The sequence below is a fragment of the Mesorhizobium sp. B2-3-14 genome, assembly GCF_006442175.1.
GTDB lineage: Bacteria > Pseudomonadota > Alphaproteobacteria > Rhizobiales > Rhizobiaceae > Mesorhizobium > Mesorhizobium australicum.
Window position 1 is genome coordinate 656,230 of the sequence record NZ_VFVP01000002.1, and the last position, 19,471, is coordinate 675,700.

A 19,471-nucleotide genomic window follows, 5' to 3' on the forward strand; every position below is an offset into this window, starting at 1 on the left:
GCGCAATGACGGCGGGGCGATGGCAATTGGCGCATGGACGCCATCTCGAGCTTGGCGGCAAGGCCGTGGTCGTCGGCATCCTCAATGTCACACCCGACAGCTTCTCCGATGGCGGCTTGTTTGATGCTCCTGAACCCGCGCTCGTCCAGGCGCGCCGCATGATCGGGGAAGGAGCTGCCGTCATCGATGTCGGCGGAGAATCGACTCGCCCGGGCGCCGCCGCGATATCGGCCAGCGAGGAGCAGGCCCGTATCCTGCCCGTGATCGAGGCGTTGGCGCAGGTCGGCGACGTGCTGATTTCCGTCGACACCTATCGTGCCGACACCGCGCGGCTCGCCGTCAAGGCCGGTGCGCATATCGTCAACGATGTCTGGGGTCTGCAGCGTGAGCCCGACATTGCGCGGGTGGCGGCCGAAACCGGCGCCGGGCTTGTCATCATGCATACTGGACGGGATCGCGACAAGCTGCCCGATGTGATCGCCGACCAGCTGGCGTTCCTGGGAAAATCGCTTGAGATCGGGCGCGGGCAAGGTGTCGCCGACGGCCATATCGTGCTCGATCCCGGCTTCGGCTTCGCCAAGGAGACGGCGGAGGAAAACCTCGATCTGATGGCACGGTTTGCCGAGCTTGGCGCGCTCGGCTTCCCGCTGATGGCCGGTACGTCGCGAAAGCGTTTCATCGGCACCGTCACCGGCCGCGACGCCGCCGACCGGGCGGCCGGCACGGCGGCGACCAACGTCATTCTCCGGCTCAAGGGCGCGCATCTGTTTCGCGTCCATGATGTCGCAATCAACGTGGACGCGCTGGCGGTGGCGGATGCTATGCTGGCGCGGGAAACCGGATCGGAACGCTGAGCCATGTATGTCATCCGCATGAAGAATTGCGCCTTCTTTGCCCGGCATGGCGTGCTGGACGAGGAAGAAGCGCTGGGGCAGCGCTTCTATGTCGATGCCTCGCTCACCGTCGAGCCGGGACGCGCGCTCGTCGATGACGCCATCGGGGAAACCGTCAATTACGGCGTCGCCTTCACCGTCATCGAGGAGATCATCACGGGACACCGGCGCTGCCTGATCGAGGCGCTGGCCCTGGAAGTCGCGAAGGCTCTCACCGGGCGCTTTCCCCAGATCCGGAAAGCCGAGGTCACCGTTCGCAAGCCCAATGCGCCGGTGCCTGGCGTGCTCGATTACGTCGAGGTGACCGTTGTCTGGCCCGAGTAACACCGTCTATCTGAGCCTCGGCGGCAATCTGGGCGATCCGGCGGCGTCGATGGGAGCGGCGTTGCGCCTCCTCGACGCCGATCCCGATACCGACATGGCCGCCGTCTCCTCGCTCTACCGGACACCGCCCTGGGGCAAGCTCGACCAGCCGGATTTCCTCAACGCGGCCGCCGAATTGTCGACGCGGCTGTCGCCGCGGGCATTGCTCGACCTCTGCCTCGATGCCGAGCGAAAGCTCAAACGCGTGCGCGAGGAGAGGTGGGGGCCGCGCCTCATCGACATCGACATCCTGGTGTTCGGCGACCGCATCATCCATGAAACGGGCCTGGAAGTCCCGCACCCGCGCATGCTGGAGCGCGCCTTCGTGCTGGCGCCGCTGGCCGAAATCGCGCCGGATCTTGCCGTCGGCGGCAAACGCGTGGCTGATCGCCTGAGCGCGGTCGATGCGGCCGGCATCGAGCGGCTGCCGTCGGGCCGCGACTGGTGGCGGCGCTAAATCGCGGATCAGCCGGAGAAACCACCGTCATCCAGGAATGCTTTTTCCTCGGCCGTGGTCTCGCGGCCAAACATCCGGTTGCGGTGCGGAAAGCGGCCGAAGCGCTGGATGATGTCGCGGTGCTCCAGCGCGTATTTCAGATTGAACGCGGCCCTGGCGGTATGAAGTTCGACCGACCGCTCCTGGTCCGCAAGATTTTCCGAATGTTCGAACGGCAAATAGAGGAACACACGCACTTCCGGTTCCAATGCCAGATCGTGGCCGGCATCGACCGCTTTTTGCGCAAAATGCTTTGCCAGTGGGTCGGTCGCAAACATGTGGCCGGTGCCGCGAAAGCAATTGCGCGGGAACTGGTCGAGCAGGATCATCAGCGCCAGCGAGCCCTCGGCATGGCTTGACCAGACATCGCATTCACGGCGCGCTGCGGCGTAGTGGAGATCGAGGAAGCGGTCGCGGAAATCGGCATCGAAAGCGTCGTTCTTCTCGAACCAGGCATCCTCGCCGGCGTCGCGCCAGAACTTGGTGATCGACAGGGCTCTGCTGTCCAATTCCATGCCTAACTCCCTCAATCCGCCGATTCGGATTTATGCAGGACGCCGGCCGTTTCCTCGTTGAGCGCCTGGCCAGGACGGCTGGGCGTGGAGAGTGGGGTCGGGATCGGCGTACCGATATTGCCTTTCAGGAAACGCTGTCCCGAGCGGATGCCTTCGGCGAGCTGGGTCTCGAACCGGGCCGTGTCGCGGCGCCTGACGTCCTCGATCGTTTCGGCGACGTCCTCGGGATCGACGCCCAGCGCCTCGAGGGTCGAGCCACCAAAGACGAGCGCCGATTCGAAGGTTTCGCGCAGCTGATAATCGACGCCGGCGCGGATGAGCTGCAGCGCCGTGCCGCGGTCGAACGCACGGGCCAGCACCGTAAGCAAGGGGAACTCAGCCTTGACGAGTTCGGCGATGCGGATGGCGGCGTCGGGCTTGTCGACACAAATGAGCACGGCCCGCGCCCGGCCGGCCCCGGCCGCGTGCAGGATGTCCAGCCGCGTGCCGTCGCCATAATAGACCTTGAAGCCGAAATCGGCGGCCGCCTGGATCATCTCGACATCGTTGTCGATGATCGAGACGTCGATGCCGCGCAAGAGCAGGGGTTGGCTGGCGATCTGGCCGAAGCGGCCAAAGCCGATGATCAGCACGCTGCCGGACAGGCCGTCGGCGACTTCGACGCCGTCCAGCGACTGCTCGTCCCGTGGCGTGAAATAGCGCGAGGCGATGATCGCCAGCGGCGTCAGCACCATGGAGATGATGACTATCGCGGTCAGCGTTGCGTTTGCCTGGCCGTCGATGATGCCGACGGCGGCGGCCGCGGAATAGAGCACAAAGGCGAATTCACCGCCTTGCGCCATGAAGACCGCGCGCTCCAGTGCCTCGCGGTGGCCTGATTTCAGGATGCGGGCGACAATGTAGATGCCGAAAGCCTTCATCACCATGTAGGCCACGACGTAGACGGCGATCAGCTTCCAGTTCGCGGCCACCACATGCAGATCGAGCGACATGCCGACCGCCAGGAAGAACAGGCCGAGCAGGATGCCGCGGAACGGCTCGATGTCGGCTTCAAGCTGATGGCGGAAGGTCGATTCCGAGAGCAGCACGCCGGCCAGGAACGCGCCCATCGCCATTGACAGGCCGCTGAGCTGCATGGCAAGCGCCGATCCGAGCACGACCAGCAGAGCCGCGGCCGTCATCACTTCGCGCGCACGGGCATCCGCCAGGATGCGGAAGAAGGGGTTGAGGAGGTAGCGTCCCGCTACCACCAGGCCGATGATCGCGGCGAGGCCGATGCCGACCTCGGTCAGCCGCTCCGACAGGCTGGTACCGGCACCGTCCGGCGCCAGGAAGGCGATCAAGGCGAGCAGCGGCACGATGGCCAGGTCCTCCAGCAGCAGGATGGAGACGATGCGCTGGCCCTTGGGCGCGGCGATTTCGCCGCGTTCTTCCAGAAGCTGCATGACGATGGCCGTCGAGGTCAGCACGAAACCGGCGCCGGCGACGAAGGATTGCGCGATCGGAAACCCTCCGGCCATGCCGACACCGGTCAAGAGCACCGCGCAGACGCCGACTTGAAGCGCGCCCAGCCCAAAGATCTCGCGGCGCAGGCCCCAAAGCCGCGACGGCTGCATTTCCAGGCCGATGATGAACAGGAACATGACCACGCCGAGTTCGGCGACATGGAGGATGGCTCCCGATTCGGAAAAGACGCCGAGGCCGAACGGACCGATCACCACGCCGGCGGCCAGGTAACCGAGAATCGAACCGAGACCCATGCGCTTGAAGATCGGGACGGCCACCACGCCCGCCGCCAGCAATGCCACCACCTGAATGAGATCGCTGCCCGCTGCCTCTGCCGCCATGATCCGTCCCTTTGTCGTATAGCACTCCTTGCATGCAGTGGGAGCGGGAGGCAAGGGCGGGAAGCCTGCCAGGAAAGGTAGGGTGCTGTCGGTGCGACTCCCCCGGAGGAACAACGGTCTCCCCTTGTCTGCGGGACGTTCGGCGTATATATCGGCTACATGCTTGACCGTTCGTCCCAGCCGTCTTCGCCGTCCCATATCCCGATGGATGCGCTCAGCGAAGTCCTGCAAGACTTTCGCCTGAGTGGCGTGAACTATGGCCGCTGCGAGCTCCGACATCCATGGAGCATAGAATTTCCGCGACAATCGCTGCTTCGTTTTCACTTTGTCGGCCAGGGTCCGTGCTGGATTCACACCGAAGCGCAGGGCTGGCAAGAGTTGCGCGATGGCGATCTGGTGCTGCTGCCGCAGGGCATCGCCCATCGGCTGGCGAGTGCGCCGGACGTGGTGGGCGACTCGCTCGAGGGCTGCCAGGTGATCAAGTTGGGGGGCAATGTCTGCGAAGTGGTGCGGGAAGGAACGGGCGCGACAAGCACCCTTTTCTGCGGCTCCATGGCCTTAGACTCCTGTGCGCTCAATCCATTGATCACGTTGATGCCGGCTGTCATCAAGGGTTGCGACGTGGCCGGCAATGACCCGGTCGTTGGTCCTTTGCTGGCGGCTATGACGACGGAGGCCGCGCAACCGCAGATGGGCAGCGCCACCATCTTGTCGCGAATGGCGGATTTGCTGACAGCCCGGCTCATCCGCTGTTGGGTCAATTGCAACGGAGCCTCGACCACAGGTTGGCTCGCAGCCATCCGCGATCCCCATATCGGCCGCGCACTGGCAGCCATGCATCGAGACCCCGGCCACGACTGGACGCTGGGAAGCCTTGCAAGCGTGGCAGGCCAATCGCGATCGATTTTCGCCGCGCGTTTCAGCGCTGTATTGGGCGAGGGTGCCGCACGCTATCTCGCTCGCCTGCGCATGCAGCTTGCCCGCGAGTTGTTGGGGCAGAGCGGCTTGTCGGTTGCCGAGGTCGCTACCCGTTTGGGCTATGATTCCGAGGCATCCTTCGCTCGCGCGTTCAAGCGCATCACCAATGTCTCGCCGGGAATTGTGCGTCGCACAAGTCCCGGACGAATAGACATGAATTTCGGATTTTAAGACACATATCATCCGACAGAACTCGTCTATCAAGATCTCCAAACTTTGGAGATCTTTCCGTGACAGACACAACATTACAGCTTGAAGACGCCGCGATTGGCCTTGATGCCGACACGCCGGCCGCGTGGAGTGCAGCCACCTGGTTTGCGGTCATTTCACTGGCGGCCACCAGCTTTGCCCTGGTGTCAGCCGAATTCCTGCCGGCAGGCCTGCTGACGCCAATGGCGCGCGATCTCGGTATCAGTGAGGGAACGGCCGGGCAGGTCGTCACCGCCACCGCTTCCGTCGGCGCCGTGACGGCCATGTTGAGCAATGTTCTCATCGGCCGACTGAACCGCAAGACGGTGCTGGTCGGTCTCATGGCTTTGGCGGTCGCTTCCAATATCCTTGCGGCGCTGGCACCCAATTTCTGGCTGTTGTTGTTAGGCCGGGCCGGGCTGGGGATCGCTCTCAGCGCTTTCTGGGCACTTTCGGTTGCCGTCGTGGCGAGGCTGGTCGGCGCCAATGCGACAGGCCGGGGCATGGCTATCGTTACCCTCGGCGTCTCGCTCGCCACCATTGCCGCGCCGTCCTTGGGGGCGTTGATCAGCGACTGGCTGGGATGGCGCAGCGCCATGGCCATGACAGCGGGGCTGGCCGTATTGGCCATGTTGGCGCAGTTGCTCAGCCTGCCGACCTTGCCGGCGACAACAAGCAACAGTCTTGCAGACGTGTTTCGGCTTACACGGCGGCGCGGCATTCAAATCGGCATGCTGGCCATTGTCTTGCTGATGACGGGGCATTTTGCTGGTTCTGTCTATGTGCGCCCCTTCCTCGAACACGTCACGCTGCTTGCAACCGGTCCAATTGCCCTGGCTCTGCTTGGGTTTGGCATCGCCGCTGTGATCGGCAACATTGCCGGCGGCCGCATGGCCGATGCCAATATTCACATGGCTCTCGTGGTCACCGCGGCGTTAATGGCGGTTGCGGCGCTGGCCTTGGTGCTTTGGGGCGTGCACATTGGCATTGCCTTCGGGTTCGTCACGCTTTGGGGCTTCGCCTTCGGCATGGGGCCGGTGGTGCTGCCAACCAATCTCTCGCGTGCGGCACCTGACGCGCTGGAAGCAGCGGGCAGCCTGATGGTCGTCTCTTTCCAGGTTGCCATCACGATCGGCGCGGTTGTCGGTGGCTATGTCGTGGACACCTATGGTGCCACGGCGCCGTTGACCGTTACGGCCATCCTTGCTGCATCGACAGCTGTGCTCGCTCTGCTGCAGCCTCGCGGCTGAACTTTGCTCCATGGAAGGGCTGAACTCGACCCGCCGCAATGTTGCAGGCTCTTTACACAAGTTTACGCCATGGGCGCGTTGCTTGTTGCCGCAATCGAAGGCTAAGCACGCTCGGCTTCGGCCATTGGGGGTGAGCGGCGATCAAGTCGCACCCTTTCGAGGAGATGACTGACATGAAGAAGTTTTTGCTCGTTGCCGCCGGGCTGGCGGTGCTTGCCGGCTCGGCCTGTTCGAAGGCGCCGGAATGCACGACCGAGATCGCGACCAAGAAGGCGCAGGACATGGCCGCCGCGCTGCAGGAGGCGATCACCAAGGATCCGTCCAAGGCGGCTGACCTGACCGCCAAGGTTCAGGCGGTGACAACCAAGTATCAGGGTTCCACGACCCTGGCCGATGCCTGCAAGGCGTATGACGAGCTGACCAAGGCGATCAAGGGCTGACGCCTGGTTCGTCCGTTTCCAAGGAGGCGGTGGCGATGGGCCGCCGCCTCTTTGTTTTGTGGGGTTCGAAAATCCCAGGAAAAGTGTTTTTCCGTCCGGAATAGCGTAGGCGAGGGTGTGCTCAGTTCGGCGCGATGGAGCCGACTTCGACGGCATCGACGCGCTTCAGGCTCATGCCGATGACGGGCACCAACTGGTCCTGAACGCGCACGGCAACCGTTACGGTCATGGAATTGTCGCCGGGAATGCGGGCCTGCATGACACCGCGCAATTGGTTGCGGTTGATGGTGAAGACCACCTTGTGGGCGTCGACGACGTTGCCGCCGATGATGTCGAGGCCGGCGCCGGCAGCGCCACCCATGAAGGAACCCTTGTAGTCGCGGCCCTTGCGCTCGATCTTGGCCGACATGGGCTGGGTGAACATGCCGACCCGGCAACCGCCGTCCAGTGTCATGCCCATCTTGCCGTCCGGCGTGGAGCCGGTGAAGCTGCAGTTGAATTTCGTGCCCTTGTATTTGCCGGCGACGATTTCGCCCGGGCCAACCCATTTGCCTTCGGCCGACTGGAAAAACTGCTTGTCCGGTTCCGTGGCAGAGGCCGCCGAGGCAATGCCGACGACAGCTGTGATCACCGCCGCCAGGGGCAGGACGCTGGACAGAATTACGCTTTTCATCGACGACACCCGGCAACAACGAGGCTATTTGAAACCGGTTCGACCATGAAGAAGATTGGTTAATGCTTCGTCACCGCGGGCCCTCGAAACAGCAGTCCGATCATCGTCCCGAAGAGCTGGACGCTATTTGCCGGAGCCGGCTGTTTCGGCGTCTTTCTTGGCTGCGAACGAAGTCAATGCTGCGAGGAAATCGCCCAGTCCCGGGCGCCTGGCGGCGCTGAAGGGCAGGGGGCGCGCCGTCTCCATCGCGGCGATACCGATGCGCGCCGTCATCATGCCGTTGACGACGCCTTCGCCCAGCTTTGCCGAGAGGCGGGCCGCCAGGCCGTGGCCGACGATCTGCTGGACGAAACTGTCGCCGATGGCGATCGAACCGGTGACAGCCAGATGCGCCAGTACGCTGCGCGCCAGGCGAAAGAAACCCAGCGTTCCGGGCCGTCCGCCATAGAGTTCCGACAGCCGGCGGATGAGGCGCCCGGCCTCGAACACGACATAAGCGACATCGACCAGCGCGCGCGGGCTCACCGCCGTCACCAGCGAGACCCGCTTCGCGGCCTCGAGAATCATCACCTTGGCCCTGACATCAAGGGGGCCGAGGATTTCCGCCTCCGCCAGGCGCACCAGATTGGCGCCGTCGATAATCTCGCCGCGCAATTCAGCCAGCGCGCGCCGGCCGGCAGCGGTCTCGGGTTTGGCCGCGACAAAGGCCGACAACTCGTCGACCACCGCGCGTGCCGCCTTCGGATCGTCGCGCGCGATGGCATCGAGCGCGCGCTTCTGCAGCTTTTCGACCTCGGCGAGGCGGGCGATGGCCAGGAACTCGCGAATCAGGATTACCAGCAGCGCCAGCAGCGCAATCGCCGCCATCCCGGCGGCCAGCCAGCCCAGCCATTCGGCGCGGGCAAAGAGATCGCGTATCAACTGGTCGGTCCACAGGCCGACAGCCAGCGAAACCAGCACGCCGAATGCGCCGAAGAAGATGCTGCCGAGAACCGAGCGCCTTCTGGGGGCGACCGATGGCGGCGGCTCGGCGGCAATAACGTCCGGTTCGTCGAAAACGTCGATATCCGCCGGGATGACCAGCGCCACATCGGCCTTCATGGAGCGCGGTCTGCGCGACGGTTCGGCCTGGCGGGCCTGTGGCGCGTCTTGTTTCGGCGCGGCTTCCGGCTCGATGCGGAATGCCGCCGGTTTGCGGGGCGCGGTCATGCCAGATGGTCTCCGATCAGGAACTGCAAGGCGCGGTCGAGCCTGATATGGGGCAGCGACAGCGTGACACCTTCGGCCGTGCGTTCGAGTTTCGGCGGACGGAACCGGACGAAGCGGATTGCCGGGTCCGTGGAGTCCTGCCTGCGATCCGGCCCCGAAAGATCGAAAACAGCATCAATGTTCTCCGGTAAATCACCAGGAAATATAGCTGTTTCCGTCTTTCCGTCGAATGTTTCACCATCGATCTTCTCGCCGGCGATCGGCGTGCCGATGATAACAGGCAATGTTTCGCGGCCCTGTTTGACGGTGCCTTCGCGGGTGGCGCGCACCGCCGCCATGGCGACGACGTCGACATCGGCGCCGGTGAAATTCGCCCGCGCCACGGCGCGGTCGGCAAGGCGCCGCACGATCGCCTGCAACCGGTCATGGCTTTCGTGGTGCAGATGATCGGCCTTGGTCGCCGCGACCAGGATGCGGTCGATACGCCGGGAGAAAAGGTCGGTTATGAAGCTGCCCCGGCCGGGGCGAAAACAGCTGAGGATCTCGGTGACGGCGCGCTCCAGGTCGGCCATGGCACCAGGCCCGGCGTTCAGCGCCTGCATGGCGTCGATGAGCACGATCTGGCGGTCCAGGCGCGTGATGTGCTCGCGGAAGAACGGTTTGACGACATGCGTCTTGTAGGCCTCGTAGCGCCGTTCCATCATGGCGTGCAACGAGCCGTTGCGCGCGCGCCTGTCGCCCAGGCCGGCCAGCGGCGCGAAAGTCAGCGCGGGCGAGCCTTCGAGATCGCCGGGCATCAGGAAACGGCCGGGCGGCAAGGTCGAAAGCGCCCGTTCGTCGAGCTTGCATGCCTTGAGATAGGCGGCGAAGCTTTCAGCCAGCCGGCGCGCCGTCATTTCCTCGGCGTCGGCATTCGGGTCGATTTCCGCCGAGATCGCTCGCCAGGCCAGCGAAAGATCCTCGCGCACCGGCAGCGTGGCCATTTCGAGGGCTTCGCGCGAAAAATCAGCGAAGGATTTGCCGAGCAGCGGCAGGTCGAGCAGCCATTCGCCGGGGTAGTCAACGATGTCGACCGACAGCTTGCCCGACGAGAACATGCGGTTCCAGCCGGAAGCCGATTCATATTCGATCGTCAGCCGCAGTTCCGAAATGGCGCGGGTCGAGTCCGGCCAGACGCGATCGTTGACCAAAGCGGCGATGTGGTCCTCGTATTGAAAACGCGGCACGGCGTCATCGGGCTGCTGTTCGAGGAAGGCGCGCGCGATACGCCCCGATTTCTGCGCCTCGAACAGCGGCAGACGTCCACCGTGGATCAGATTGTGGACGAAGGCCGAGATGAAGACGGTCTTGCCGGCGCGGGAGAGACCCGTGACACCCAGACGCAGCGATGGAGAAAAAAGTCCGGTGGCACGTCCCGACAATGTGTCGAGGGCAATTCTTGCCTCGTCGGTGAAGGTGGTCAGCGATGATGCCAAAATATGATCTCTCGGGCTTGCGTCCGCCCGATATAGGCGCTGGAACCCGGCTTTGAAATGGCGCTGGAAATCGGCATCAGGGATCGGCCGGTGTCAGGAACGCTTCGAGATAGCCCGCTCCCTGGGTCGCTTTCGCCAGATCGCCGGGGAAACGGACGACCGCAAGGCCCGAGGTTGGAAAGCCGTGATTGAGCATTGCCCGCTCCGCCTCGCCGCCATCGCCCGAAACCGCCATGGCGAGATCCTCCGTCATCGGGTTGTGCCCTATGACCAGCAATGAACCGGGCCCGCCATGATCCCGGACGAGGCGGAGATAGCAGGCCGCGTCCTCGCTGTAGAGCGCATCGAAAAACAGCACCTTGCCTGTGTCGGTCTGGCCGGCCAGACCCTCGAGCGTTTCCCTGGCGCGTTTGGCGTTGGAGCACAGCGTCAGGTCCGGCACATAGGAGCGGGAACGCATCGCGGTCCCCATTTTTTCGGCATCGGCGCGGCCGGATGCGTCCAACGGACGATCGAAATCACGCATGCCCGGCAAGGCCCAACCGGCCTTGGCGTGTCGCAACAGATAAAGCCTGCTCACCCAACCTCCAACGGTGCCCGAGAGCTGAAGTCCTGCCGCGATTAGCCACGAGAAAAGCCGCACGCACAATGGTACGCGTGCTTCAGCGCGGCGAATTACTTGCAGGGCGATGGGCGAGGACAGTCGTACTTTCGCCATCAAAAGAGATTTATGCCGCTCCGGAGAAGGCTGGAGACGCACTTTAACAATTGCGTGAGTCGGTGGCTGATTGCGCTTGTGCAGGCGTCTGGTGGCGAATATATAGGCGCCAAATTTGGGGCTGTTGGGTGAGTCGAATGAACGACATCGTTACCGCCGATTACGTACCCTCCGAAGACGAGCCGTTCATGAACGAACGGCAGAAATCCTACTTCCGCCAGAAGCTCGTCACCTGGAAAAATGACATCTTGCGCGAGGCGCGCGAAACCCTCGAAATCCTGCAGCAGGAAAACGCCAACCATCCCGACCTCGCCGACCGCGCCTCTTCGGAAACCGACCGCGCCATCGAGCTCAGGGCCCGCGACCGTCAGCGGAAACTCATCTCAAAGATCGATTCGGCGCTGCAGCGCATCGATGAAGGCACTTACGGCTATTGCGAAGAAACCGGTGAGCCGATCGCCTTGAAGCGGCTCGACGCGCGCCCGATCGCCACCTTGTCGATCGAAGCGCAAGAACGGCATGAGCGCCGTGAAAAAGTCTATCGCGACGACTGATAGACCGCCTTTGCATTGATTTCCAAATGGCCGGTTATCCGGCCATTTCTGTTCGATGCGCGCCACCTTCAATAGATTGAACACGCTTGAACGCCGGCCAGCCTAGTCACTGGCAGGCGACAGTTCATCTCTTGACCCAGGCGCAGTTCATCTCTTTTGGCTTGAAAGTTCGCCCAACAGCCTGGTCATTTCATCGTCGAGCGAGGGCGGCGCCTTGGCTGCCGGTTTGCCCACCGGGCCGCCGGAGCGGGGCTGGTCGAGCGAAACCTCGAGTTCTTTCATCAGCGTGTCGTCGATGCTGTCCTGCGTCGGCGGTGGTGGCGTGTGCCTGGCGGCATTGGCGTTGGCGGAGCCATAGGCAGGCAGCGGCGTGACATTGGTCGATTGATAGGTTTGCGCCGCTGGTTTCGGTGCGGGCGCCGGAGCCGGTGGTGGCGCCGCCGGACGCTGGCGGGCAGGCTGTGCCATGGCCACCGGCTGCGGAGCGGGTGCTTGTCTGGGAGGCACGGGAGCGGGCTGCGGCGACCGCGGCTTCGCAGCCGGGGCGGCGGCCGCCGGGACAGGCTGCAGGCCGCCATCTCCAGTCAACGCCGGACGGCGCGGCGCGGCGAGGCGGATGTCGCGTTCGACAACGACGTCGGTCGGGCCGCCGATCAGAAGCAGATGTTCGATGTCGTCGCGTCGCACCAGCACCAGTCGGCGATGGCTGTCGACGGCGGTTGCGTCCATGACGGCGAGCCGCGTCTTGCGGTTGCGCCCGCCGGCGACAAACGTGCCGAAGGTCAGGTTGCGCACGAGCCTGACGATGACGAGAACGATGACCAGCAGGATCAGCGCCGCGAAGGTCCACAGGAGTGCCGCCGCATAACCGGGACCCGCCACGCTATCCAGCCACTGCATTGGTTTCCCCCGAACGGTTTGGAAAGTGACGCGACACTAGACCGTTGCGACTGGCTACCGCAAGTTGCCTTTCACGCATCGTGAACAGCTTGAAACACAGGGAAGGCCAGCCGACAGCATTTTTATCCGACATTTGCCGCCCGGGCCTTTTCCAGACCAGGAGAATGTGATTCAACCGGCTAAAGCGCGTCGCGCTGAAACGGATTCATGCGGCGCGTTTCAGGTCCGTGTTTTTCATGCATGTCGTTTTCCCAAAACCGAAGTCATTTTTGGGCGACATGCATTGGGGGCGGGTGTCGGAACATCGGATTTCATGAGCAGGGGGCATATGGCCAAGGAAGCGCGCGGCGATTTCTATCCGGCACCGATCGTCGACCAGAATACGCGACCGGGCGCGGTCACCCGGCTTATCATCTTCATCGTCGTCCTGACGGGCGCCGCAATCGTCTTCGGCCTTTTCCGCGAGCGCCTCGGCGATCCGTTCCTGCTCGGCATGCTCGGCGTACTGGCGATGATCGGTGTCGGCTTCCTGTTCGCGACCGCGATCGGCTTCGTGCAGATCACACCGCGCTCCACGGGCGACGAACTGTCCAAGGCCTTCGTCGATTCGATGTCGCAGGGCCTGCTGGTCACGGACACCAAGGGTCGCGTCGTCTACGCCAACCGCGCCTATGCCGATATGACCGGCGCCTCATCGGCCGCTGACCTGAAGACGGTCGAAGGATTGCTCTCCGATGTCCCCGAAGCCTCGGTGACCATTTACCGGCTGGCGTCCGGCTTGCGTGACGGGCAGCCGGGCGACGGCGAGTTCCGGCTCGCGCAATCGATCCGGCCCGGCGCCGAACCGGGCGCGCGCTGGTACCGGGCACGCGCCCGCGCGTTCAGCGTCCCGGGCCAGCGGCTGCCGATGCTGGCCTGGCAGCTCGCCGACATTTCGCAAGAGCGGGCCGAGCAGGAGCGTTTCTTCCTCGATCTGCAGAAGGCAATCGACCACCTCGACCACGCGCCGGCCGGCTTCTTTTCGGCCGACCAGGACGGCCGCGTCACCTACATCAACGCCACGCTCGCCGGATGGCTGGGCATCGATCTCGCCAGCTTCACCCCCGGCGCCGTCGCCTTGCCCGATATTGTTGCCGGCGACGGCATGGCGCTGGTGCGCTCCGTCAAGGCGGACCCCGGGACGACGCGCAATGCGGTCATCGATCTCGACTTGACGACGATGACCGGCGAGGCGCTGCCGGTGCGCTTCATGCATCGCGTTTCGGCCAGCCGTGAGGGCGTCGGCGGGCCAACCCGCACCATCGTGCTCAACCGCACACAGGGCGAGGATGCCTCGGCCGACCTGCGCGCCTCGGAAGTGCGCTTCACCCGCTTCTTCAATTCGACGCCGATGGCGATTGCCGGTGTCGATGCCAGCGGGCGCATCCTGCGCACCAACGCACCGTTCCTGTCGCTGTTTTCCTCGGTCGTCGACCGCGATGCCGTGGATCGCCGCGTGCGGCTCGACACGGTGATCCATGACCGCGACCGGCCGGCCTTTGCCGCGGCTTTCGAGAAAGCCCGGCAGCGGCAGGCCGACATCGATCCGATCGAGACCGTGCTGCCCGGCAATGATGAGCGGCATATCCGTTTCTACGTCAACGCCGTGGCCGATGGCACCGGCGGCGAAGGAGCCGAGGAAGCGGCCATCGTCTACGCCGTCGAGACGACCGAGCAGAAGGCGCTCGAAGGGCAGATGGCGCAAAGCCAGAAGATGCAGGCCGTCGGCCAGCTCGCCGGTGGCATCGCGCACGACTTCAACAATGTGCTGACCGCCATCATCATGGCGTCCGACCTGCTTTTGACCAATCACCGGCCATCGGATCCGTCCTTCCCCGACATCATGAACATCAAGCAGAACGCCAATCGCGCGGCCTCCCTGGTCAGGCAGTTGCTGGCCTTCTCGCGCAAGCAGACGCTGCGGCCGGAAGTGCTGAACCTCACCGACGTGCTCGCCGATCTCAGGATGCTGCTTGCCCGGCTGGTCGGCAACGACATCAAGCTCAAGGTCGATCACGGCCGCGACCTGTGGCCGGTCAAGGTCGATATCGGGCAGTTCGAGCAAGTGGTGGTCAACCTGGCGGTCAACGCGCGCGACGCGATGCCGGCGGGCGGCGATCTCACCGTGCGCACCCGCAACGTGACCGCCGAGGAATGCAAGAGCTTTCCCTATCGCGAACTCGCGGCCGCCGACTATGTGGTGGTCGAAGTCGAGGATACGGGTTCAGGCATCGCGCCCGACGTGCTGAAGAAGATCTTCGAGCCGTTCTTCACCACCAAGGAGGTCGGCAAGGGCACGGGCCTTGGCCTGTCCATGGTCTACGGCATCATCAAGCAGACCGGCGGTTTCATTTTCTGCGATTCCGAAGTCGGCAAGGGGTCCACCTTCCGCATCTTCCTGCCGCGTCACATCGTGGAAGCGAAAACGGCAGCCGAAGCCGGTGAAGCGCCGGCGGCAGCGGCAGTCAAACTGGCCGATAGCACCAAGGATCTGTCCGGGTCGGCGACGGTCCTGCTGGTCGAGGATGAGGATGCCGTGCGCATGGGCGGCATGCGGGCACTGACCTCGCGCGGCTATACCGTTCACGAGGCATCCTCGGGCGTCGAGGCGCTGGAAGTGTTCGAAGCGCTGGGCGGCAAGGTCGACATCGTCGTTTCCGACGTGGTGATGCCGGAAATGGACGGGCCGACCCTGCTCGGTGAGTTGCGCAAACGCCAGCCGGACATCAAGTTCGTTTTCGTCTCCGGCTATGCCGAGGACGCTTTCGCCAGGAACCTGCCGGCGGAGGCGCATTTCGGCTTCCTGCCAAAGCCGTTCTCGCTCAAGCAACTGGCCACGATCGTCAAGGATGTCCTTGAATCCTAGGTGCTTCCAATGCCGCGCTCTTGCACAACGCCGTAACAACGCCATGATTGTTGAAAATACAGCAGGCGGGCTTGGGGGAGCGGCTGTTGACGGCACACATCGAGGCAGGCAAGGGCGATTACGCCGACACGGTTTTGTTGCCGGGCGACCCGCAGCGCGCGGAGTGGATGGCGCAGACATTCCTGGAGGCATCGCGCTGCGTCAATCGCCGACGCGGCGCTCTCGGCTTTACCGGCTTGTTTCGCGGCAAGCCTGTCAGCATTCAGGCGACGGGCATCGGCGTTTCATCCTTCCTGATCTACGCCCATGAACTGCTTGACTTTTATGGCGTCCGAACACTGATCCGCACCGGTACCTGCGGCAGCCTGAGCGCCGAGGCAAAGCTGCGCAGCCTTGTGATCTCGCAATCGGCACGGCCTGAAAATACCGAGAGCGGTCGAGTTTTTGGCCTTTACGTAGCCGATGTTGGCCCGGATCCGGCGCTGCTGGCTAGCGCATTGAGCAAGGCAGCCGCACTTGGCATCGACCACCACGCCGGCCTGACAGCCTGCACCGATATATTCTACCATCCTGAAGCGCGTGCCCGTTATGCCGACGCAAGGGCGCTCGGGGCGCTGGCGGTAGACATGGAAACCAGCGCTCTCTATCGCATATCGGCCCATTTCGGCGCGAGGGCGTTGTCGCTGCTGACCGTCGTCGACAATCTGCTTACCGGCGAACAGACCGACTATTCCGAACGCCAGGCGCTTTTCACCGACATGAGCCGGCTCGCGCTCGAAGTCGCCACGGAAGGGCGCTAGGCGGCCTCTCGCTTCAACACCTCCTCCATGGATGGTCGGTGGCCGCGTAGATAGAGTGCGCAAGTGGTGCGCAGCATCGACGCGAAATTAGGGATCTCGCCGTTGATCTCGATGGCCTCGTCGTAGAGCTTCGAGATGAATTTCGGCGTCGTCAGGTTCTGGCTTTCGGCGATTTCGTCGAGCAAGGCCCAGAACGTGACCTCGAGCTGGATGCTCGTCGAATGTCCGTCAATGCGGATCGACCGGTTGATCTGACGATAGCCTTCCGGATCCTGTGCGGCAAAGACTCTGCACATCGTTACCTCCCGTTTTTGTTGGTCTTGGGCGCCGACGGGGCGGTCGGCGCCTTTTGAACACTGCCTGCGGTTTCATCATCGACCGGAAGGTCGTCAACGGCAATCAGACTTTCGTCCTTGGCAGACTTACGTCCTTGGGATGGGCATATCCGTTTTTCCAACCCCATGCGTGGTAGTCGGCTGCCACCACCTTTCTTCCCCGGCGCGCATAATCATCTTCGAAAGCACGAAGCTGCGGAGTCTGATTTGGCGAAGGCAATCCACACCATGATCCGGGTTCTCGACGAAGCCCGCTCCATCGATTTCTACACCCGGGCATTCGGCCTTGAGGTCGCCCAACGACTGGACTTCGAGACCTTCACGCTGGTCTACCTCAGCAATGCCGATGCGCCTTTCGAGGTTGAGTTGACCGTCAACAAGGGGCGCGCGGAGCCCTATGCGCTGGGCGATGGCTACGGTCACCTCGCGGTCTCGGTCGCCGATCTCGACAGCGAACATGATCGGCTCGGCGCTCTCGGCCTCAATCCGAAGAAGATTGTCGAATTCAGCCGCGACGGTTCGCTCATCGCCCGCTTCTTCTTCATCGAGGATCCCGACGGCTACAAGGTCGAGGTCCTGCAGCGCGGAGGGCGCTTCCAATAGGGACAACCGGCCGCGCGGACCGGCGCGGCGCCAGCAACGGCACTCTTCGAGTGCGAACAGCAAGCAGGGAGGAAAACATGGTCACGATCCACGAGGGGAAGCCCGGGCTCTCACGGCGCGAACTTCTCAAACGCGGCGGCGTCGGCGCGCTGCTCGTCATTTCCGGCAGCGCCGTCATCAGTCCGCAACATGCCTGGGGGCTGGAAACCTCGGCTCTGAAGCCCGAGACAATGGCGACGCTGATCCAGCTGGCGCGCGATATCTACCCACATGACCAGGTCCCTGACAAATATTACGCCGTGGCGGTCAAGGGCCATGACGAGATGGCCGCCAAGGACAAGGCTCACAAGGAGCTTATCGAAAACGGGATCGCCGATCTCGACAAGAGAGCCGGCGAGGGCGGTTATCGCGGGCTCGGCTGGGAGGAGCAGCGGGTCGCGCTGCTCAGGGACATTGAGGGTACGGCCTTCTTCCAGGCGGTTCGCGGCGGTCTTGTCGTCAGCCTCTACAACCAGAAGGAGGTCTGGCCGATCTTCGGCTACGAGGGCGAATCCTATTCCAAGGGCGGCTACATCGCGCGGGGATTCAGCGACATCGAGTGGCTCTGACCCGCTTCGCCTCAACCGCATTCAATTGATTTCATGGGAGGAAACCATGGCAGCAGCATTTGATCTGAAAAACGAGGGCGTGGTCGTCATCATCGGCTCCGGCGCCGGCGGCGGCACGCTCGGCAACGAACTGGCGCAGAAGGGCATCGATGTCGTCATCCTCGAGGCCGGTGCCCGCCACGAATATGAGGACTTCATCAACGACGAGTGGGATTCGTTCGCTCAGCTCGCCTGGACGGACAAGCGCACCACATCGGGCGATTGGCGCGTGGCCAAGGATTTTCCCAACCTTCCGGCCTGGATCGTCAAGTCGGTCGGCGGCTCGACCACGCACTGGGCGGGCGCATCGCTGCGCTTCCAGGAGCATGAGTTCAAGACGCTGTCGACCTACGGCAAGCTGGAAGGCGCCAACCTTTTGGATTGGCCGGTGACGCTGGCCGAGATGGAGCCCTATTACGCCAAGGCGGAAGCCAAGATGGGCGTCACCGGCACCAATGGCTGGCCGCGCCTGCCGGGCAACAACAATTTCAAGGTGCTGAAGGCCGGCGCCGACAAGCTCGGCTACAAGGAATGCCATACCGGCAACATGGCGATCAACTCGGTGGAGCGCGACGACCGCAATTCCTGCCAGCAGACCGGCTTCTGCTTCCAGGGCTGCAAATGGGGCGCCAAATGGTCGACGCTCTATACCGAAATCCCGAAGGGCGAGGCGACGGGCCACCTCGAGGTCCGGCCGAACGCCATGGCGATCAAGATCAACCATGACGCCTCTGGAAAGGTCACCGGCGTCGTCTATGCCGACAAGGACGGCAAGCTGCAGGAGCAGAAGGCCCGCATCGTGGCGGTCGCCGGCAATTCGATCGAGAGCCCGCGCCTGCTGCTCAATTCCGAATCAGCCAAGTTCCCGCACGGCCTTGCCAACTCGTCGGGGCAGGTGGGCAAGAACTACATGCGGCATACCACGGGATCGGTCTATGCCATCTTCGACAAGCCAGTGCACATGTATCGCGGCACCACCATGGCCGGCGTCATCCGTGATGAGGCGCGCCATGATCCGTCACGCGGTTTTGTCGGCGGTTACGAGTTCGAGACGCTGTCGCTCGGCCTGCCCTTCATGGCTGCCTTCCTGAACCCTGGCGGCTGGGGGCGTTCCTTCACCACCGCGCTCGACCACTACGACCACATGGCCGGCCTGTGGATCGTCGGTGAGGACATGCCGCGCGAGGAGAACCGCATCACGCTGCATGGCGACGAGAAGGACGAGCACGGCATGCCGATCGCCGATGTGCATTTCGACGACCATGCCAACGACACGGCGATGCGCAATCATGCCTACAAGCAGGCCACCGCGCTTTACGATGCGGTCGGCGCCACACGCACCTTCCCGACGCCACCCTATCCCTCGACGCACAATCTCGGCACCAACCGGATGAGCGAGAAGGCCGCCGACGGCGTCGTCAACAAGCATGGCCAGGCACACGACATCAAGAACCTGTTCGTGTCGGACGGCAGCCAGTTCACGACGGGTGCGGCCGAAAACCCGACCCTGACCATCGTGTCGCTGGCGATCCGCCAGGCCGACTATATCGCCGCGCAGATGTCGGCGAAAACCATCTGACCTCCCGACTGCCTGCTGGCGCGGAACTTGACCAGTTCCGCGCCTTTTTTTCATGGCCTCAGGCGCCGACCGGCTGGCGGTCCTTCGGCAACATCCAGATGA

At 63.5% G+C, this 19,471-nt stretch carries 20 protein-coding genes; 12 read left to right on the plus strand and 8 right to left on the minus strand.

All coding sequences use genetic code 11. The features are described 5' to 3' along the window. Window positions 1–5: 5 nt before the first annotated feature. From folP to folK, 3 genes are read left to right on the plus strand one after another with little or no spacing between them, the layout of a single operon-like run. On the plus strand, window positions 6–854 hold the full coding sequence (gene folP / locus FJ950_RS07795) for a dihydropteroate synthase (protein WP_140616270.1): 849 nt from the start codon (window positions 6–8) through the stop codon (window positions 852–854). A 3-nt stretch (window positions 855–857) separates the two neighbouring features. Next, entirely contained in the window at window positions 858–1,217 is a 360-nt protein-coding gene (gene folB / locus FJ950_RS07800; protein ID WP_140616272.1) for a dihydroneopterin aldolase, read from the plus strand. Continuing rightward, window positions 1,201–1,713: a 2-amino-4-hydroxy-6-hydroxymethyldihydropteridine diphosphokinase gene (folK, locus tag FJ950_RS07805; protein ID WP_140616274.1), complete on the plus strand. Its 513-nt coding sequence runs from the start codon at window positions 1,201–1,203 to the stop codon at window positions 1,711–1,713. Before folB ends, folK begins: the two co-directional genes overlap by 17 nt. Before the next feature lie 8 nt (window positions 1,714–1,721). On the opposite strand, the gene FJ950_RS07810 is transcribed toward folK, so the two are convergent. Beyond that, the gene (locus FJ950_RS07810; RefSeq protein ID WP_015317679.1) at window positions 1,722–2,267 is read right to left on the minus strand and encodes a DUF924 family protein; all 546 of its coding nucleotides are present in this window, start codon (window positions 2,265–2,267) and stop codon (window positions 1,722–1,724) included. Between the two features lie 11 nt (window positions 2,268–2,278). Then, window positions 2,279–4,114 (minus strand): monovalent cation:proton antiporter-2 (CPA2) family protein, encoded by a 1,836-nt coding sequence (locus FJ950_RS07815; RefSeq protein ID WP_140616276.1) that lies wholly within the window; start codon window positions 4,112–4,114, stop codon window positions 2,279–2,281. Between the two features lie 159 nt (window positions 4,115–4,273). Here FJ950_RS07815 and FJ950_RS07820 point away from each other — a divergent pair, with 159 nt between their 5' ends. From FJ950_RS07820 to FJ950_RS07830, 3 genes are all read left to right on the plus strand, one after another. Continuing rightward, the gene (locus tag FJ950_RS07820) at window positions 4,274–5,263 is read left to right on the plus strand and encodes an AraC family transcriptional regulator (protein WP_181171111.1); all 990 of its coding nucleotides are present in this window, start codon (window positions 4,274–4,276) and stop codon (window positions 5,261–5,263) included. Between the two features lie 59 nt (window positions 5,264–5,322). Then, window positions 5,323–6,531, plus strand: a complete 1,209-nt coding sequence (locus FJ950_RS07825; protein ID WP_140616280.1) for an MFS transporter — start codon at window positions 5,323–5,325, stop codon at window positions 6,529–6,531. 173 nt (window positions 6,532–6,704) lie between these two features. Then, complete coding sequence (locus FJ950_RS07830) at window positions 6,705–6,971, plus strand: hypothetical protein (RefSeq protein WP_015317683.1); 267 nt, start codon at window positions 6,705–6,707, stop codon at window positions 6,969–6,971. 121 nt (window positions 6,972–7,092) lie between these two features. Here FJ950_RS07830 and FJ950_RS07835 read toward each other — a convergent pair whose 3' ends face one another. The 4 genes from FJ950_RS07835 to FJ950_RS07850 all read right to left on the minus strand — a co-directional run bounded on the left by FJ950_RS07835 (window position 7,093) and on the right by FJ950_RS07850 (window position 10,908). Continuing rightward, window positions 7,093–7,644, minus strand: coding sequence for a hypothetical protein (locus tag FJ950_RS07835; RefSeq protein WP_140616282.1), 552 nt, complete (start codon window positions 7,642–7,644; stop codon window positions 7,093–7,095). Between the two features lie 123 nt (window positions 7,645–7,767). Beyond that, window positions 7,768–8,853, minus strand: a complete 1,086-nt coding sequence (locus tag FJ950_RS07840; RefSeq protein WP_140616284.1) for a TIGR01620 family protein — start codon at window positions 8,851–8,853, stop codon at window positions 7,768–7,770. After that, entirely contained in the window at window positions 8,850–10,328 is a 1,479-nt protein-coding gene (locus FJ950_RS07845) for a YcjX family protein (protein ID WP_140616286.1), read from the minus strand. Before FJ950_RS07845 ends, FJ950_RS07840 begins: the two co-directional genes overlap by 4 nt. A gap of 76 nt (window positions 10,329–10,404) precedes the next feature. Continuing rightward, a complete protein-coding gene (locus tag FJ950_RS07850) occupies window positions 10,405–10,908 on the minus strand; it encodes a histidine phosphatase family protein (RefSeq protein ID WP_140616288.1) in 504 nt (167 codons plus the stop codon). Window positions 10,909–11,183: 275 nt separating this feature from the next. Between FJ950_RS07850 and dksA the strand changes: the two genes are divergently transcribed. Continuing rightward, window positions 11,184–11,600, plus strand: coding sequence for an RNA polymerase-binding protein DksA (gene dksA / locus FJ950_RS07855; protein ID WP_015317688.1), 417 nt, complete (start codon window positions 11,184–11,186; stop codon window positions 11,598–11,600). A 147-nt stretch (window positions 11,601–11,747) separates the two neighbouring features. Here the strand turns inward: dksA and FJ950_RS07860 are convergent, their stop codons facing one another. After that, entirely contained in the window at window positions 11,748–12,500 is a 753-nt protein-coding gene (locus FJ950_RS07860) for a flagellar biosynthetic protein FliO (protein ID WP_140616290.1), read from the minus strand. 328 nt (window positions 12,501–12,828) lie between these two features. Here FJ950_RS07860 and FJ950_RS07865 point away from each other — a divergent pair, with 328 nt between their 5' ends. Then, window positions 12,829–15,405: an ATP-binding protein gene (locus tag FJ950_RS07865; protein WP_140616513.1), complete on the plus strand. Its 2,577-nt coding sequence runs from the start codon at window positions 12,829–12,831 to the stop codon at window positions 15,403–15,405. 86 nt (window positions 15,406–15,491) lie between these two features. Beyond that, window positions 15,492–16,205: a DeoD-type purine-nucleoside phosphorylase gene (locus FJ950_RS07870; protein WP_140616292.1), complete on the plus strand. Its 714-nt coding sequence runs from the start codon at window positions 15,492–15,494 to the stop codon at window positions 16,203–16,205. On the opposite strand, the gene FJ950_RS07875 is transcribed toward FJ950_RS07870, so the two are convergent. Then, window positions 16,202–16,501, minus strand: a complete 300-nt coding sequence (locus tag FJ950_RS07875) for a ribbon-helix-helix domain-containing protein (RefSeq protein WP_015317692.1) — start codon at window positions 16,499–16,501, stop codon at window positions 16,202–16,204. The genes FJ950_RS07870 and FJ950_RS07875 overlap by 4 nt on opposite strands. A gap of 246 nt (window positions 16,502–16,747) precedes the next feature. Between FJ950_RS07875 and FJ950_RS07880 the strand changes: the two genes are divergently transcribed. From FJ950_RS07880 to FJ950_RS07890, 3 genes are all read left to right on the plus strand, one after another. After that, window positions 16,748–17,143, plus strand: coding sequence for a VOC family protein (locus FJ950_RS07880; protein ID WP_015317693.1), 396 nt, complete (start codon window positions 16,748–16,750; stop codon window positions 17,141–17,143). A gap of 77 nt (window positions 17,144–17,220) precedes the next feature. After that, window positions 17,221–17,751, plus strand: a complete 531-nt coding sequence (locus FJ950_RS07885; RefSeq protein WP_015317694.1) for a hypothetical protein — start codon at window positions 17,221–17,223, stop codon at window positions 17,749–17,751. Between the two features lie 46 nt (window positions 17,752–17,797). Continuing rightward, entirely contained in the window at window positions 17,798–19,369 is a 1,572-nt protein-coding gene (locus tag FJ950_RS07890; protein WP_140616294.1) for a GMC family oxidoreductase, read from the plus strand. Window positions 19,370–19,471: the final 102 nt, after the last annotated feature.